This window comes from Candidatus Aminicenantes bacterium, from assembly GCA_026393855.1.
Taxonomy (GTDB): Bacteria; Acidobacteriota; Aminicenantia; order Aminicenantales; family UBA4085; genus UBA4085.
The window spans coordinates 1-15,293 of record JAPKZJ010000123.1; the positions used below are offsets into that span (position 1 = coordinate 1).

Below are 15,293 nucleotides of genomic sequence, written 5' to 3' on the forward strand. Positions count from 1 at the left end.
ACCATCGTCACGACTAACCTCATCCCTTCGCAGTGGGGCAAGATCTTTGATTCGGTCACCGCTTCGGCCATCCTCGACCGGCTCAGCTTAAACGGCCGCTTCATCATCTGTGAGGGGAGGTCCTATCGGAGCCAGAAGTGAGATTCGAACCCAACGAGAACCCTATACTGCGGCCCGGAAACGAAAAAGCGGGAAGAACCTCGGACTAAGCGGTTTCCGCACGGCGCCACCCTTGCCGCTTTTGGCTCCCTTTTGATTGCCGCCTACAAGAGAGCCCAGATCGCGTACTCGAGCCTCGAAACTCCTTCCCTTCAGTATCGGGCGTACAGCACGCTCAATCGACTCGACGAATGAAGTTGGGATCGAGTTATCTGCCAGCCCTAAGTGCCACAGCTTTATTGCCTCACAGAGCGAAAACAAATCCTCATAGGTAGGCGCTCCTCGATAAACGGCATTCTTAGTGCCGCGCTCGTCATACTTGTATATACATCGGAGAAACGTGCGAATAACTGGAGTTGGATATATCTGCTGGGACGTGGCGTCTGGATTGCGTCCCGAAATGAAGTTCCCATCTCGATCCTGGTGGTATGGGTCATGAAGGATCATCTGCGTCAGCCGGTCCACTTTTGGCAGGCCGGACGGTACGGATACTCCCGCCCCAAGGAAAAGAATGAGTTTCATGCTGGGACTCGTCGCGGATTTCTTAAGATCGATGGCCCGATCGATACGAATGATATGCGGAAAAACCCAAGACGGTTGGCGTGCCCTTTCGCGATCACCGCATTCGCCAAATCCATGGCCTTTTGCATGAGTTTCAGCCGCTTAAGTCTTTCATCGCGACCTGGTCGGAAACCGAGAGCCGCGTCATCACATTTTCAACTTTGCTATGGCGAAGTCGCATTATTTACTCGATTCCAACAATACGCTTTGCCCTATCCAGAACATGATCATAGGTGAGAATCGTAAGATTATGGTAGCTTGAGTTAAGAATTCTATATGCTTCGCATTTCTTCTCGTCCCAATCAAACGACCTTCCGAAAATTAATATGCATCGAGGTTTAACTGTTTTGACAGATCCTACACGCTCAAGGAATTTTATGCTATTTGCTTCTCGTTCGACCTCATATATATATCTGGAAGCTTGGGTTATTGCTTTTACTAGATCCGATGAAGGGATATAGTTCCCGTGATCTTGGCTATCCATCCAAAACTTTAGAGCACCTTCTGGTCGTTTGATTTCAACTATATCAAGGAAACCGTCATAAGCCTGCATTAGAAAATCAGAGATGTTGTCAATATCAATATCACGTTCGTCGAGTATTCGTACAAATTCTGTTCCAAGTACCCAGTCATTTTGTTCGAACCATTTTTGCCAGCGATGCTCTACGATATCAATATCAAGCATATGTTCGAATTCTTCGACTGCGTTTTTACGGTTAATGTTTTCAAGAGCCAAAACAAGATCTTGTGGAATAATTTCATGGCTTACTATGAAATCAATAAGTTCTTGCTGTTCAGGGTTCTCAAAGATCGCCTTTAAATGAGCTACGTCTTTTTCATCGAATCGTCCATCTATCGGGACGTACTGCTTGATGCCCTTCTGGAATGGGGCATAGTTCTCCTGAAGAAAGTTAACAAGGTTGAGAAATTCCTCCGTATCTAGTGTGAGTTCACTCCGTGGTTGCTCACTCTCAGCTTTTTCAAATTCAAGCCCTGTAGAAGTTCTAATTCTATTATAGCGTCCTAATTTGAGGGCAACGTCTGAGCAACCTGATGACCGGGGAATTCCCCAAAATGAAACTCTAGTAATTACGGTCGGTCGGTCTCTCAGTATGCCCAATAAATAATCTATTCCGCTTCTTGAAGTACGTATTTCAGGCATGACTTCTCCCCAAATAATCCATTATTTCATTACTCGGCGCGGGATTTCCCGCTTAAGATAATGATAGGATTCTTTATATCATGATGTGATGCTACAGCCGAGCGGACGGTGCTGTCAAACATGAATCGCATTACCCGCTAGGGGATAACGACGGCAGCCAGATGCCTCCCAAGTAGCGCCGGGAGCGTCCAGAGCTCCATTTTACCGGAGAGCAGCAGGAGGGGCCAACAGTTGGGGGGGCGGATGAGCCGAAGGAAGGCCCTATAGCGTCTCCGGCCAGGACTTCCTTGAAAAACAGCGGGACGGGTGAAGCCTAATATTATTGCCTCACTTCAAAAGTGGCAGACGGGCCGTCTCAGTAAATTCGACGAGCCTGATCTTATTGCAAGGGAAAATGGTTAATAATTATATAAAATTATAAATATTCTATAACTATCACCGGCAAAAGAGATCATTCCCCATAGAATTCTAGCTTCGTTGGTGAAACTACCGCTAAGTATTCTATAATGCCGGGATTTGATAAGAGATTTAGGCTTAGTTTCCGAATAAATCCTGACAAAAAGCCCAAATTTCTAAAATACTGAATGGATATAGCCCTGTATCTCCAAAAAACGCGCTAGTAGCGCTTAGAATAGGCGAGCTTTCCCTCGGGTCGGGGATTTGCTACCTCGCTGCGATCACCCTTATACGGACGTTCAAGGCGGCATGCACGACATCCGTTTGATTTGAACATTCATAGGGGGGGCTCTGAAAATAGGGGTTCTTCGTGATAATGCCTGCTTGGAATCGCCAGAGACGCATCAATTCTTCGGTTGACATGAATATTTCCAAGGGCTATAAAATTATCAATGTTCAAGGAGAGGCAAATGAAGATCAATTCGTCCAAGGCTGCAATATATTTGCTCCCATTATTAATGATGAGCTGTTCGGATCGTTCGGCTCAACTTACCCTACACGGATCTAAAATCAATCTAAAAGTGGGCGTGGTGATGAAATCCGGAGACGTAAAAAACGTGGCACGACAAGATTTCGTTGTTTCTAAAATAGATATATTAACTATATTGCCGAAAACGGAAGCTTCCGGAAATGCGTCATATAATTTTTTACAACATCAAGACATCGAGAACAATGTCAAGAACCAGATTGACTATGACAATAAAAACAGGACATTACAAAGCCAAATTATTTCTTTGAATAATCAAATCAACTCATTGAACGAGCGGCTTTCCGTACTCCAAAATGAAAAGCAAGCTGAAATAGAAACTCTATTGCCGGCTCTTAAGCAAAACATGAAATTAGCATGTGATCTAAGCTTACAGTATGGAGGGGGCTTCACTCGATTCGATGAAGGAAATAGAAGTTATGCCGAAATTCGTTCCGCTATCATCGAACAGGAAGCGCTGTATAAAAAAATAACAAGCCAAGATTGGCAACCCGGGCTAAAAAAAGAATGGGCTGGCTTACATACCGGCTTTCTAGGAGTATTGGATTCTTTTAGGAGGATTGACGCTCCTTTAAATAGTCTGCGGGTTGAGATCGAAAAGAAAAGGGCCAGTATTAATTCTATTAAGTCAGAAATCGAGGCCCTAAAATCAGATTTGGCGAAAAGAGTCTCGGAAATAAGCGATAAAGATAAAAAACAATCAGCACAAGAAGCTGCATCCTTAGAAGAGAAAAGAATCGCGAACCTCGAAAACAGCTTCACTGAATTTCAAAAAAAATTCTCCGAGAGCATAATAACGACTTTTAAAACGAATCTAAACGGCGACGCCGAAATAATTTTGCCAAAAGGGAAATATTTTGTTGTCGGGATCGCTCAAATTGGTCTAAACGAAATATTTTGGAATTATTCTATTCTGATAGATAAGGGTCCCCAAAAATTCGAATTATCGAATGACAACTCGACAGACATAAGCGGGGATACGCAATCTATATTGCGAAGAGCGATTTATCGCCTTCCGGTATCAAAATAAGCTGCGCGGCCAAAAATCCAATGTAATCACCTCGAACCGTAAGTTTCTTAAATAAGTGCGGATAATTCCCATTTCTTGTCGGGCTTAGGTCAATCGATCTTATATCGGCACTGTCATTGTTCTTGTTAGAGACTTCTCTTAATAGTATTGAGCCATGCATTGAAACTTTTTCACTTGGGCAAGTGGACTTATCCGTCAGCCCGTAGTAAGGATATAAAGACGGAAAGCACCGCTGGAGTAGAATGTTATCCGGCCGAAAGTGACTATCCCCCGCGCTTGGAGAACGAAAACGGCCTTGATCTCCCTCGAAATAACGCCCCAGGAGCCCTAGGACGGGCGATCTTTTTTCGCGGCCGAATTATTCTACCCCGCTGCGATCGGCCTGATATGGACTCTCTGGGGGGGGTATAAAGGCGATCCTCCTGTCCTTTCCGGAGGCGCTTCGGCCTTTCAGCAGAACCTACCTCTCATTGCAGCTTAATAACCTAAGAAAAAGCAAACTCTTCGGCAGCCTGGGAAAACGAGCCCGGATACTGACGCTGGATAGAATGGAATCCGCCCGATCAAAATAGACAGAAGTACAGGCGTTCTCATCTTCTAATCTGGGAATAGGCCGTAACCTTGCGCCCGTAGAATAGATATCGCATGGCCATCGGTTGCCTCTGTGGTTCCCGATGGCCTTTATTGCTTTCTAATAGGTTTTGCCTTCACGCGGTTTATAGGCCGGTTATCAAAGTCCGCCCTGGGTCGGATGGTGAGGATATTTTATTTCCTCTTAGCCATACTATACCTGTTTTCCGTTTCGCGCCCTGCAACGAGTAAGATCATCGTAATAAGCCCGACCTTTTATCAACGTTTCCTCTGATGGATTCGATCACTATTAAGCTGGAATACAGCTGATTCAAAGGGAGAATCGAATTGCCCTCCTGACCGCTGGGGTAAGAGAATGAAGATCACCGCTGAGCCGAGAATTCCTCCGCCACTCTCCGCATGATCAAGGCCCCTGCAATTCATTTTGCAGGCTTAATGCAACACCGTCCAGGTGAAGGCCATGCCCCTCTTGCTCTCGATTAGTCCGCTAGGGGGAAGATCTCAGAGCCTGAGCGCATCGCAGCTCGCACTTTCATAACGAATACCCACTGTCCCATTGTGACGTTGCGTTCTGTTTCGCAGAAAAATTTCTCGGGTATTCCTTCCCCAGGGGGGCTCGGGTTTTCTTCTGCGCCGGTTTCGGCGCATGCCGACCGGAAGCGAGGCCGGTGGGCGGGGGCCAGAGGCCCCGACCACCGCGGCGAGCGTGAGGGAGGCATATTAGAAGAACCTCTGTTGCAATCCACAGAGCCCGAAGCGGGCTGCGGCGCGAAAATGCCGCGCCGCATAAGAATCTAAAAAAGAAATTTCCACCATTGCCCTCTTTGTTTATTACGGGCGTCGGAAACGACGCATCACCAGGGGTTAATTATATTAATATAAGTATCTTACAAAATGCGTAATCCGAGCTATAAAGAAGGCCGGAATCCGATCTACTTCCAGGGGTTCAGGGAAGATCTGTATGTGCGAGAAATGCATCGTCACTTTCGGGGAAAACAGGGTAGTCTTTACGCACCGCTCCGCTTTCACCAAGATCTGCACAGGGTATATCCTCAATATCCGGGGGAGGGCCAAAAAATGCAATCATCTCTTTCTCGGATAATTTTGATCCATTATTGCCGTAAATGGCGGCTAGTTCGCGCCGATATCTTTCCCGAGAATATGGATCATATTCCTTGCCGAAAATGTCATATATTGCGGGGCGTGGACATTTGCCTTTCCATGCCACCAGCAACTTCATAGGTGCCGCGTTCAGGACATATTTATTCGGCTGCTTGCGCCCTTGGCGCTGGACGTCGATCCAGCCTTTCTCCTTCAGTTCATTGACCCGGATATCTATCCTGCGAACTGATTTACCGCTGTCTTTCGCGAGCCTTTCTTTTGTGATGACGACTTCCGGGCGATTCTGGAGGCGCTTCTGCGGGCAGTATCCGTGGAGGAGGGCAAAGAGGGCTTTAGCCCCAGAGCTTATGTTCGGGTCTCTGCTCAGGGCTTGGGGCGTCTGGTCAAAGAAGGTTTGCCGAGGCCGCCCGCGCCGTTTTGCCGCGTCTTGATCCGCTTTTATTTGCAAAAAGATTACTTTTTTCACGTCTATACCCAGCTGCCAGCGTCAACGAGGGGGGAGGGGCAGTCATCTCTTTAAAAATTGAGACTCGTGCCCCTCCCGTCGCCGTCTGCACTTACTCCGCTGGAGGTAAAATCTAGTTAATGTCTGGATCCTTAAGGTATATATCAGAGAGCTCCGTGAGCATCACGCTTAGACCCCGGGACAGCTTTTTGTTGAGATCGTTAATTTCTTTATTGGAATCAGTACTCTCCGCCATCCGGGCAAAGAACACCTGCAAAAACCTGAGCTTAATAAGCAGCTTATCGTATACTGATCGACCATTCTGACTTATCAAATCCGGTTCTCCCTTGGAAATACGATTGCGATGTGGCCCTTTCGAATGATGCCCCTTTGGTCGTTCACGTACTTCCGGAAAAATTTTCTTCTTTGCCGAATTTTTTTTCATCGTGTTTTTTCCTTTGAGCCTAGGACCATTACTGGCCCTTTCCGGCCCTCTCCGACTCATCCATAGATATGCCTCCTCGTGGATTTTTAGATTTTAAATGTTGGGCCTATCCCAGCATCCTGCTGACCAGGAGGCCAAAGGGCGGGCTCCGGCCGCTGTGGCCGAGCCGGGAGGGAGGCATGGGGAACATTGCATCCTCCAGCTATATTCCAGCTTCTTGCGAACAGAGGCCTTGCAATGCCTGGATCTGTAAATATTGGGAATTGTGTCGGATATAAGTTAAATAATCTTTAATACGGGGGAGCCAATTTTTATTATCCGCAAGTTATCCTCAATTTCCTATTCTGGAAATGTGCTGACTCTTGGTATATGATTATTCCCAGTTGATCGTTGGGAGCTTAGTCATGCCAGTGACAGGGGAAAAGCGTTCATATCGATCCCGTCGCGAATATTTGTTGCGCGCCGTTCAGCTACAGCGAAAGAAAATCCGGCAATTAGCCATAGCGTACAAAGGGGGGAAGTGTTCTCGTTGCGGCTATGATCGGTGCCTTGAAGCGCTAGAATTCCACCACATTTCTTCAGATTCAAAAGATTTTGGAATATCCGCCCGCGGGCATTCTCGTAGCTGGGAGAGGACCAAAGCGGAATTAAACAAATGCGTATTGCTCTGCGCGAACGGCCATCGCGAAATCCATGCTCGTATCATTTCTCCTGAGTGAGCCCGAATGACAACTACTTGTCATAGCCAATATTGGGCTCATCTTCTAACGCTCCGTGATCCGTCCGGGACGATCGAGTCCCTATCCCGTTCGATTGCCGGCGCCACAGCCCATGAGAAAGAAAATGGAGGCAAGCCGTCGTTGTATCTTCTTATTTCCCACGATGCGATTTCGGACAATAAAACACTTCAAGGACTGGCTGCTATCTATGCGATGAAGAATGCTTGAAAATGCGATCATGATAACTCTTCGATTAGCCGCATCTGCTTAAGTGGTTGAAAATAGAGCGAATAAAATGGAAGAAGCCTACGAAAAAGCGTTATGTCCTTGCGGGTCGGGAAAACGATATGTCGAATGCTGCCTCAATCGGCATATCGAGAAAAGCCGAGAAAATCCGCTCCAAAACTCGAAAGAGGAATTGAAGAAAATCATGGCTCGGAAGGATTTCTCTTCTCTCGAGGCGGCTAATGAATTCCTCCGCGTCTACTGGACTAGGCGAAATTCCGAACCGCGGGCGGATTTTTTAGGCTTGTCATCGGATCAGATTCATCGTTTGATCGATCTCCCTTTCACACACACATCGGATATCGTTCGGTTCAACGCGGATTATGAAACGGAAATTCTAACGGAAATTCCAATCGTTAAGGATGTCCGGCGTTTCCTAGATGCCTTTGCGGGCGCCGAGCCCCTGAAGGCAACAGCTACCGGGAATCTTCCCCGCGAATTTGCCAAAGCCCTGTTCGAAGAGCTGGACCGGTCGCGACTGAAGAAATACATCAAATTCCGAACAGAAACGGATTCCTTGGATGTCCACACGTTGCGCCTGGTCCTTGAGATTGTCGGCTGGGTCAGGAAGTCAAAAGGATATTTTCGTCTAACTCAGAAGGGGAGGAAGGCCCTTGACGTCGGCTTGTCCGCATCTAATTATCTGGATCTTTTATCCTCTTATATATGCCGATTCAACTGGGGTTATCAAGATCGATATCCGGAATTTGAGATTATCCAGCGGGCGGCTTTATTTTCGCTTTATCTTCTTCATAAAAAGGCGCGCCAATCCGTCGCCAGCCATTCTCTCAGCCCTTATTTCATACGGGCCTTCCCTCGGATTCTCGCTGAAGTACAGTCACCTTGGAAAAATATCTTCTCGATCATCGACGACTGTTTTGCTCTGCGTTTTATTGAGCGATTCTGCGGCTATTTCGGGCTCATCGATGTTCAAGAGCGAAGTGATCCTCTGGGACATATACGTATTCTGCAAGTGAACGGATTCTTCGATCGCTTGATGACATGGAAAACGGAAGTCCCTTCTCGGCTGCTTGTCCATTGAACCGATTGCCCTCAAAAGAATTCATATGAGGAGTGTTTCGTGAAACTTAATGTCGTCCCAGCCTTGTTGTTATCGATAGGATCGGTTCTCATATCTTCTGTTTATGGGAACGGAACCGTCAAAGCCGCGATCATCGCCAAAGCCCGGTCCCTGCCGTTGTCCGATGTCCGGCTGACCGGCGGTCCGCTCAAAACAGCTCAGGACCAGAACGGCCGCTACCTGCTTTCGCTGGAGGTCGATCGGATGATGGCTTTCCTGCGCCAATCCGCCGGGCTGGCCCTCAAAGCCGAAGGCTATGGGGGGTGGGACGGCGCGGACCGCCAACTGACGGGCCATATCGCCGGACATTATCTTTCGGGCGTCAGCCTAATGTGGGCGGCCACCGGGGATCCGCGATTCAAAGAGCGGGCGGATAGACTAGTCGATGAGCTCAAGGCCGTCCAGGACAAGCACGGCGACGGTTACATCGGCGCCCAGACCGATCGGGCCAAAGTCCCCGGCCGGACGCTCTACGGGCAGCTGGCCGCGGGCGACATCCGTTCGGGCGGCTTCGACCTCAACGGAATGTGGTCGCCTTGGTATGTTCAGCATAAGATCTTCGCCGGGCTGCGCGATGCCTTTCGCTGGACCGGGAACCGAACCGCCTTGGACGTCGAAATCAAATTCGCGGCCTGGGCCGAGGGGGTGCTGTCGGGGCTGACCGACGAGCAGATCCAGAAGATGCTGGGCACCGAGTTCGGCGGCATGAACGAAGTCCTGATCGACCTCGGCCTCGACACCGGCGACGCCCGCTGGCCGGCCTTGGCCGACAAGTTCCGCCACCGCGCCGTCATCGAGTCTCTGGCCCGCGGAGAGGACATCCTGCGCGGCAAGCACGGCAACACGATCGTGCCCAAGATGATCGGGACGCTGTCCCGTTTCATCGCCACGGGCAGCGAACCGGATGGCGCCGCGGCCCGGTTCTTCTGGGAGCGGGCGGCCCTTCACCACAGCTTCGCCACGGGCGGGCACGGCCGGAACGAGTATTTCGGCGAGGCGGACAAGCCGGACGCCATGACCGAGGGCCGCACGGCCGAAAGCTGCAATGTCTACAACATGATCAAGATGACCCGCACGCTGTTTGCGCTTGATCCCCAAATGAAATACGCCGATTTCCACGAACGAGCCTTGTTCAACCACGTCCTGGGATCGATGGACCCGGCCGACGGGGCCACCTGCTACATGGTTCCGGTCGGCCGCGGCGTGCGCAAGGAATACCAGGACATGCAAAGGGACTTCACCTGCTGCGTCGGTTCGGGCATGGAAAGCCACGCCCTGCACGGCGACGGCATCTATTACGAGTCCGGGGACACGCTCTGGATCAATCTCTTTGTCCCCTCGACGGCGGTTTGGAGATCCGCCGATATCGGGCTGGCCATGACGACGACGTTTCCGGAAGGGGAGGAGGCCGCCCTGACCATACAGGCGAAGGCGCCTCGGACGTTCGAAGTCGCCTTGCGCCGGCCTTTCTGGGCCGGCGAGGGCTACGCCGTCAAAGTCAACGGCGTCGTCCTCAAAGATATCGGTCCGGCGGGTACTTATATCCGCATCCGGAGAACATGGAAGGCGGGGGATAAAATCGAATGGAGCCTGCCCAAGTCTCTCCGGTTGGAGCCTCTTCCCGACAACCCGGACCGGGCGGCGATCCTGTGGGGCCCCCTGGTTTTGGCGGGCGATCTGGGCGCCATCCCGGCGGGGCGGTCGAGCGACGAGGAGGCCAATGACACCTCGTCGGCCGGGCCCGAAACGCCGATCCTGGTGACGGATGAGCCGTCTCCGGCGGCTTGGATCAAAGCCGTCCCGGGAAATCCGGCGCGCTTTCGAACCGTCGGCGCGGGGCGTGATCGCGACGTCGACCTGGTTCCGTTTTACCGCCTGCATCGTCGCATTTACACCGCCACCTGGGATATCCTGACGACGCCGAAATGGGATCGACTGGCGGCAGACCTGAAAGCGGCGCGGGATGCCGCCCAACGCCTCGAGGCGGCGACCGTGGCTTTCGTCCAACCGGGCCAAATGCAGAGCGAACGCGATTTCAACCAGCAGGGGGGGAAGACTTCACCCGTCCAATACCAGGGCCGCTACGGCCGCCGGGCGGCGGACTGGTTCTCGTTCGACCTGGCGGTGGATCCGCGTTCGGCGCTCAAACTGATCCTCACCTGCAATCGGGACGAACGGGCCGATCGCGCCTTCGCCGTCCTCATCGACGGCCGCAAGGTGGGGGAGGCCCGGATCGCCCGCCGTAGCCCGCAGGAGAAGGAAGGCTTCTTCGATTTCGAGTTCGATGTCCCGGCCGAGGCCGCGGCCGGGAAGGCCAAGGTCACCGTCCGCTTCGAGGGGTTGGCGGGCCAGGAGACGGGAACGATCTACGGGATCCGCGTTCTCCGCGCGAAATAAGAAAGCCCTCACCCCGGCTTTTTATGGCCGGGATGAGGGCCGTTAGATCTTCTGCGGTCCGGTTCTTATCTGTCGGCGAAGGCGAAAATGGTCAGGAAGCCGTGCTGGCTGATCTTGGCGATCAGTTCGCCCGAGACCTTTTCGACACTGTCGCTCGGCTGATGGTAGTCGGTGGTCATGGCCGCCATGTAGTACACGAACGGCTTCTTGACCCCGGCGAAGGAAGCGTGGTCGGAACCGCCCGAGCCTACGCCCAGGGCGTTGCCCTGCAGGGCCAGGTCGAGGCCGACGTAGGCGTTCATTTCGCGGGCGATGTCGGCCAGCGGCGTGCCCTCGGTCCAGCTGAGGGTTACGAACCAGGGGGCCCGGATCTTCTTGACCAGCTCCTCGGCGCCGGGGACGCTGTAGCGGGTCATGGTGCGGGCGATCGTGGTCGCGTCATAAGGCCGGCTGATCATGTCGTAGTTCAAGTAGCCGATGGTCTTGTCCATGGCGAAGGTCGGGTTGAGGGTGTAATAGCGGCTGCCCAGCAGCCCCTCTTCCTCGCCCGCCCAGAGACCAAAGACGATGGTCCGTTTCGGCTTGATGGGATTCAAGGCGATGGCCCGGGCGATGTTCATAACGCCGACGGAGCCGGAGCCGTTATCGTCCGCGCCGTTCCAGATGTAATCGCCCCAGATGCCGTTATGGTCGAAGTGGGCGCCGACGACGAAGTATTCGGCCTTCAGGGTCGGGTCGGAGCCTTCGATGTAGCCGATGACGTTGGTGGCTCGGACGAGGCCCGTCTTGGCCGTTGTGGTCATGGTCATCTTGGCGCCGGCCACGTCCATCGAGGCGGGCTTCTTGGCCGTCTCGATTTGGCCCTTCAGGTCGTCAATCGTCTTGCCGGTGGCCTCGAGGATGGCGTTGGCCATGTCCCGAGTGATGGTCATGGCGGCTGCACCGCCTCCGCCCATCATGCCGCCGCTGACGCCGGGAATAGCCAGGCTGACGCGGGGCTTGTTGATGATCGGCCGGTCGTCATTGACGTGGACGACGGGGGGAACCGAGAGGTTCCGATAGGTGTCGGCATCCTTGCCCGTGTTCTGGACCTGGAGGATGGCCGCCGGGCCGAGCTTCTGGATCGCGTCCAGTTTGTTGAAGCGAGCCGGGCCGCCGGCACGGGGACCCATGGCCGCGAACGCCGCCTGGCCGCCGCCGGCCGGGAAGTACTTGTCCTTCAGCTCCTTGGTCGCGTTGAAGGGTGAGGCGGGATTGTCCTTGCCGGGCGCTTCGGTCAGCAGCAGGACGATCTTGCCCTTGAGGTTCAGCCCCTTGAGCTCGTCCCAGCCGATCGAGGGCTCCTGGATGCCGTAGCCGACGAAGACGACGGGCGCCGTGAGCGACCCGGGCTCTCCGCCGCCACGGCCCATGGCCTGGTAGTCGACGCCGGATTGGAACATCCGCGACTTGAGGGCGCCGGACTTGTTGACTTCCAGGGCCATCGAGCTCTGAACGTCCGAAGTCGATTTCAAGGCGAAGTTCTGGAAGTAGCTGCGCTCGGGGGGCGTCGCCGCCGCGCCGCCGCGCTGGCCGCCGCGCTGGCCGCCGAAGCCGGCCTGCGGCATGTCGCCGCCGGGCTTGATGCCCCACATCTTGAACAGCGAGACAACGTAATCGGCGGCCAGGGCGTAGCCCTTGGTCGCGGTCTCGCGTCCTTCCATCCAATCGGACGCCAGGAACGTCAACATGGCCATGGTGTCCTTGGCGTTGATGGAATCGAACCCAACCTTGTACTTATCGGGCACGGGCTGGGGTTTGTCGACCAGGCTGAGAGCCTTCTGGACGTCCTCGAGCTTCATCTGCGCCTGCTGGGGGGGCATCTGGGCCCGGCCAGCCACGAGCAGCGTGAAGAGGAGAACGATGATCCACGCGTTCTTTCTCATTCCGACCTCCTGATAATTTAGACTTCACCGTCTGGCTTTTGACGATCGCCATCTGAGTTTTCTTCCCATTCCTTCTTGATCCGCCGGGCGCTCCGGTTCCTCACCCGCGCCTGGAATTATAGGGCTTTGATAATAATAGATTTAGAAGTCAACCTTAGTTAGCCCGCTTATTAAAGTGGGTTGATCGTGTCTAGCGAGGGGAAAACGGAAGTTTCATCCGGGCTTCATCGAACCTTAACCGCGAGAGATTATTCTGACTTCCACTTCATGGAGGTGGAGTCCTCCATCGGGCCGGGGCGTCGGTGCACCGACCGGCCGGGAGGACCAAGATCATCAGCCAAGAAGGATCGTAAAATGACAGGTTTTAAAAAGCTGGCTCTGACCGCCGGGGTGATTCTGGCCGCGGCCGGATGGATGGCCGCCCAGACGCCGCCGGCGCCCCCGCAGACATTCACAACCACGATCTACTTCGACTACTCCACCAACGCGTCCAACGACGGTTTCCTGACGGGCACGCCGAGCGCGCAGGCCCTCAGCAACAAGTTTGCCTTCCGCCGGGCCTATTTCACTTATGAGAACAAGATCAGCGACTACCTGAAGTTCCGCTTCCGGACCGACGCCGACAACACGGCCAACATCACCTCGGTGAACTTCGTCAAATCGACGACCTCGAAGGACGACAAGCTCCGGCCGTTCATCAAGCACATCTATATCGAGTGGAGCAACGACTTCCTGCAGTCCAAGGTCAACATCGGCATGATCGAGACCATCTCCTTCAAGCTGGCCGAAGAGCGCTGGAGCTACCGTTCGGTGGCCAAGACGCTGCTGGACGGCTACAAGGACATCACCGGTGTGGACATCAAGCAGACCAGCGCCGACCTAGGCGTGACCTGGAAGGGCACGCTCTCCAAGGAGCTGCGCTTCGGCCTGGGCTTCCACAACGGCGCCGCCTACTCGCACCCGGAAACCGACAAGTACAAAAAGGTCAGCGGCTACCTCCAGATCGTCCCCATCCGGGGTTTCAGCGTCGTCGGCTTCACGGACTACGAGAAGCAGCCCCTGGCCGATGGCTCGGCCAAGAGCGCCTCGACCTACAAGCTCGATGCCTGCTTCGACATGATCAAGAACCTGAATATCTCGTTCGAATGGTTCCGCTACGACAACAAGACCCTGGCCAACAAGATCGGAGGCTGGTCGGCCTTCGCCACCTACAAGATCACCCCCGACAAGTTGGGCCTGTTCGCCCGCTACGACGCCTACCAGCCGAATGTCTCCGATTCCATCAAGGATATGAGCTTGATCATCGTCGGCTTAGACTGGTTCGCCTGGGGCAGCTACGGACGGCTCCAGCCGAACGTCTGGATCTGGAAGTATAACGACTCCCGCAAGGGCGACATCGTCGCCAACCTGACCTTCTTCCTCAGCTTCTAATGATGACGCATTCAATTAAAAAGGAGATAACCTCATGAGCGTGAAATGGATCAAGTGGGTGGTTCTGGCCTGCCTGGCCATGGCCGCCGTCTTCACCCCCGTCCTGCTTTCGGCCCAGGGTCGCTACCTCCAGATCAAAGGGTCCGACACCATGATCAACCTGGCCCAGATTCTGGCCGAAGAATACATGGCCAAGAATCCCAAGTCCCCGATCGCCGTCCTGGGCGGCGGCTCCGGCACCGGAGTTACGGCCCTGATCAACGGCACCTGCGACATCTGCAACACCAGCCGCGACTGGAAACAGAAAGAGCTCGACCTGGCCTGGGAGAAGGGCATACAGGTCAAGATGTTCGCCGTGGCCGTGGACGGCCTCAGTATCATCGTCAACGAAAAAAATCCCCTGACCCAGTTGACGATGACCCAAGTCGGCGCCATCTACCGCGGCGAGATCACCAACTGGAAAGCCCTCGGCGGCCCCGACGCCGTGGTCAGCCTCTACGGTCGCCAGTCCAACTCCGGCACCTACACCTTCATGATGGAGCACGTCATGGGCAACAAGCCCTACTCCCAGGCCATGAAGGAGATGAACGGCAACGCCCAGATCATCGAGGGCGTCCTGGCCGACACCGGCGCCATCGGATACGTCGGCGTGGGCTACGTCGTCGACAAAGCCACGGGCAAGCCGATGAAGGGACTCAAGATCCTGAACATCAACAAGGACGCCAAGGCCCAAGCCTTCTCCCCCCTGGACAAGGCCGCCGTGGATTCCGCCCAGTATCCCATCGCCCGCCCGTTGTGGATGGCCACCAACGGCAAGCCCAAGGCCGTCGCGGCCGGATTCATCAACTGGATCCTCACGGACGAAGGCCAGAAGATCGTTGCCCGCGAGGGTTTCTACGCCATCGGCGCCAAGTACGTGGAGATGAACGCCAAGAACCTGAAGTGAGTCCGCAGCCTCAAGGGCGAGGGCCCCAGGCCCTTGTCCTGTGCCTCCGGG

10 protein-coding genes are annotated in these 15,293 nt (G+C 53.8%); 6 read left to right on the plus strand and 4 right to left on the minus strand.

Translation table 11 applies throughout. The features are described from left to right. Window positions 1-3: 3 nt before the first annotated feature. Window positions 4-141 (plus strand): ATP-binding protein, encoded by a 138-nt coding sequence (locus NTZ26_14955; protein ID MCX6561799.1) that lies wholly within the window; start codon window positions 4-6, stop codon window positions 139-141. A gap of 763 nt (window positions 142-904) precedes the next feature. Here NTZ26_14955 and NTZ26_14960 read toward each other — a convergent pair. Continuing rightward, window positions 905-1,882, minus strand: a complete 978-nt coding sequence (locus tag NTZ26_14960; protein ID MCX6561800.1) for a DUF4263 domain-containing protein — start codon at window positions 1,880-1,882, stop codon at window positions 905-907. Window positions 1,883-2,748: 866 nt separating this feature from the next. Between NTZ26_14960 and NTZ26_14965 the strand changes: the two genes are divergently transcribed. After that, on the plus strand, window positions 2,749-3,855 hold the full coding sequence (locus NTZ26_14965) for a hypothetical protein (protein ID MCX6561801.1): 1,107 nt from the start codon (window positions 2,749-2,751) through the stop codon (window positions 3,853-3,855). A gap of 1,537 nt (window positions 3,856-5,392) precedes the next feature. Here NTZ26_14965 and NTZ26_14970 read toward each other — a convergent pair. Continuing rightward, a complete protein-coding gene (locus NTZ26_14970; protein ID MCX6561802.1) occupies window positions 5,393-6,034 on the minus strand; it encodes a hypothetical protein in 642 nt (213 codons plus the stop codon). A gap of 112 nt (window positions 6,035-6,146) precedes the next feature. Further along, on the minus strand, window positions 6,147-6,458 hold the full coding sequence (locus tag NTZ26_14975; GenBank protein ID MCX6561803.1) for a hypothetical protein: 312 nt from the start codon (window positions 6,456-6,458) through the stop codon (window positions 6,147-6,149). Window positions 6,459-7,472: 1,014 nt separating this feature from the next. Here NTZ26_14975 and NTZ26_14980 point away from each other — a divergent pair. Both NTZ26_14980 and NTZ26_14985 read left to right on the plus strand, forming a co-directional pair. After that, the gene (locus NTZ26_14980) at window positions 7,473-8,504 is read left to right on the plus strand and encodes an SEC-C domain-containing protein (protein MCX6561804.1); all 1,032 of its coding nucleotides are present in this window, start codon (window positions 7,473-7,475) and stop codon (window positions 8,502-8,504) included. A 39-nt stretch (window positions 8,505-8,543) separates the two neighbouring features. After that, window positions 8,544-10,940 (plus strand): glycoside hydrolase family 127 protein, encoded by a 2,397-nt coding sequence (locus tag NTZ26_14985; GenBank protein ID MCX6561805.1) that lies wholly within the window; start codon window positions 8,544-8,546, stop codon window positions 10,938-10,940. Window positions 10,941-11,005: 65 nt separating this feature from the next. Here the strand turns inward: NTZ26_14985 and NTZ26_14990 are convergent, their stop codons facing one another. Beyond that, complete coding sequence (locus NTZ26_14990) at window positions 11,006-12,865, minus strand: M28 family peptidase (protein MCX6561806.1); 1,860 nt, start codon at window positions 12,863-12,865, stop codon at window positions 11,006-11,008. Between the two features lie 354 nt (window positions 12,866-13,219). Between NTZ26_14990 and NTZ26_14995 the strand changes: the two genes are divergently transcribed. Further along, window positions 13,220-14,296: a hypothetical protein gene (locus NTZ26_14995; GenBank protein MCX6561807.1), complete on the plus strand. Its 1,077-nt coding sequence runs from the start codon at window positions 13,220-13,222 to the stop codon at window positions 14,294-14,296. A gap of 34 nt (window positions 14,297-14,330) precedes the next feature. After that, window positions 14,331-15,242 carry a phosphate ABC transporter substrate-binding protein gene (locus tag NTZ26_15000; protein MCX6561808.1) on the plus strand — a complete coding sequence of 304 codons (912 nt, stop codon included), beginning with the start codon at window positions 14,331-14,333 and terminating at the stop codon, window positions 15,240-15,242. Window positions 15,243-15,293: the final 51 nt, after the last annotated feature.

What these genes read in the sequence shown, in the direction of transcription:
- NTZ26_14975 (MCX6561803.1), bottom strand. Translation starts at nt 6,458, where the DNA reads ATGAAAAAAAATTCGGCAAAGAAGAAAATTTTTCCGGAAGTACGTGAA.
- NTZ26_14960 (MCX6561800.1), bottom strand. Translation starts at nt 1,882, where the DNA reads ATGCCTGAAATACGTACTTCAAGAAGCGGAATAGATTATTTATTGGGC.
- NTZ26_14965 (MCX6561801.1), top strand. Translation starts at nt 2,749, where the DNA reads ATGAAGATCAATTCGTCCAAGGCTGCAATATATTTGCTCCCATTATTA.
- NTZ26_14980 (MCX6561804.1), top strand. Translation starts at nt 7,473, where the DNA reads ATGGAAGAAGCCTACGAAAAAGCGTTATGTCCTTGCGGGTCGGGAAAA.
- NTZ26_14990 (MCX6561806.1), bottom strand. Translation starts at nt 12,865, where the DNA reads ATGAGAAAGAACGCGTGGATCATCGTTCTCCTCTTCACGCTGCTCGTG.
- NTZ26_14995 (MCX6561807.1), top strand. Translation starts at nt 13,220, where the DNA reads ATGACAGGTTTTAAAAAGCTGGCTCTGACCGCCGGGGTGATTCTGGCC.
- NTZ26_15000 (MCX6561808.1), top strand. Translation starts at nt 14,331, where the DNA reads ATGAGCGTGAAATGGATCAAGTGGGTGGTTCTGGCCTGCCTGGCCATG.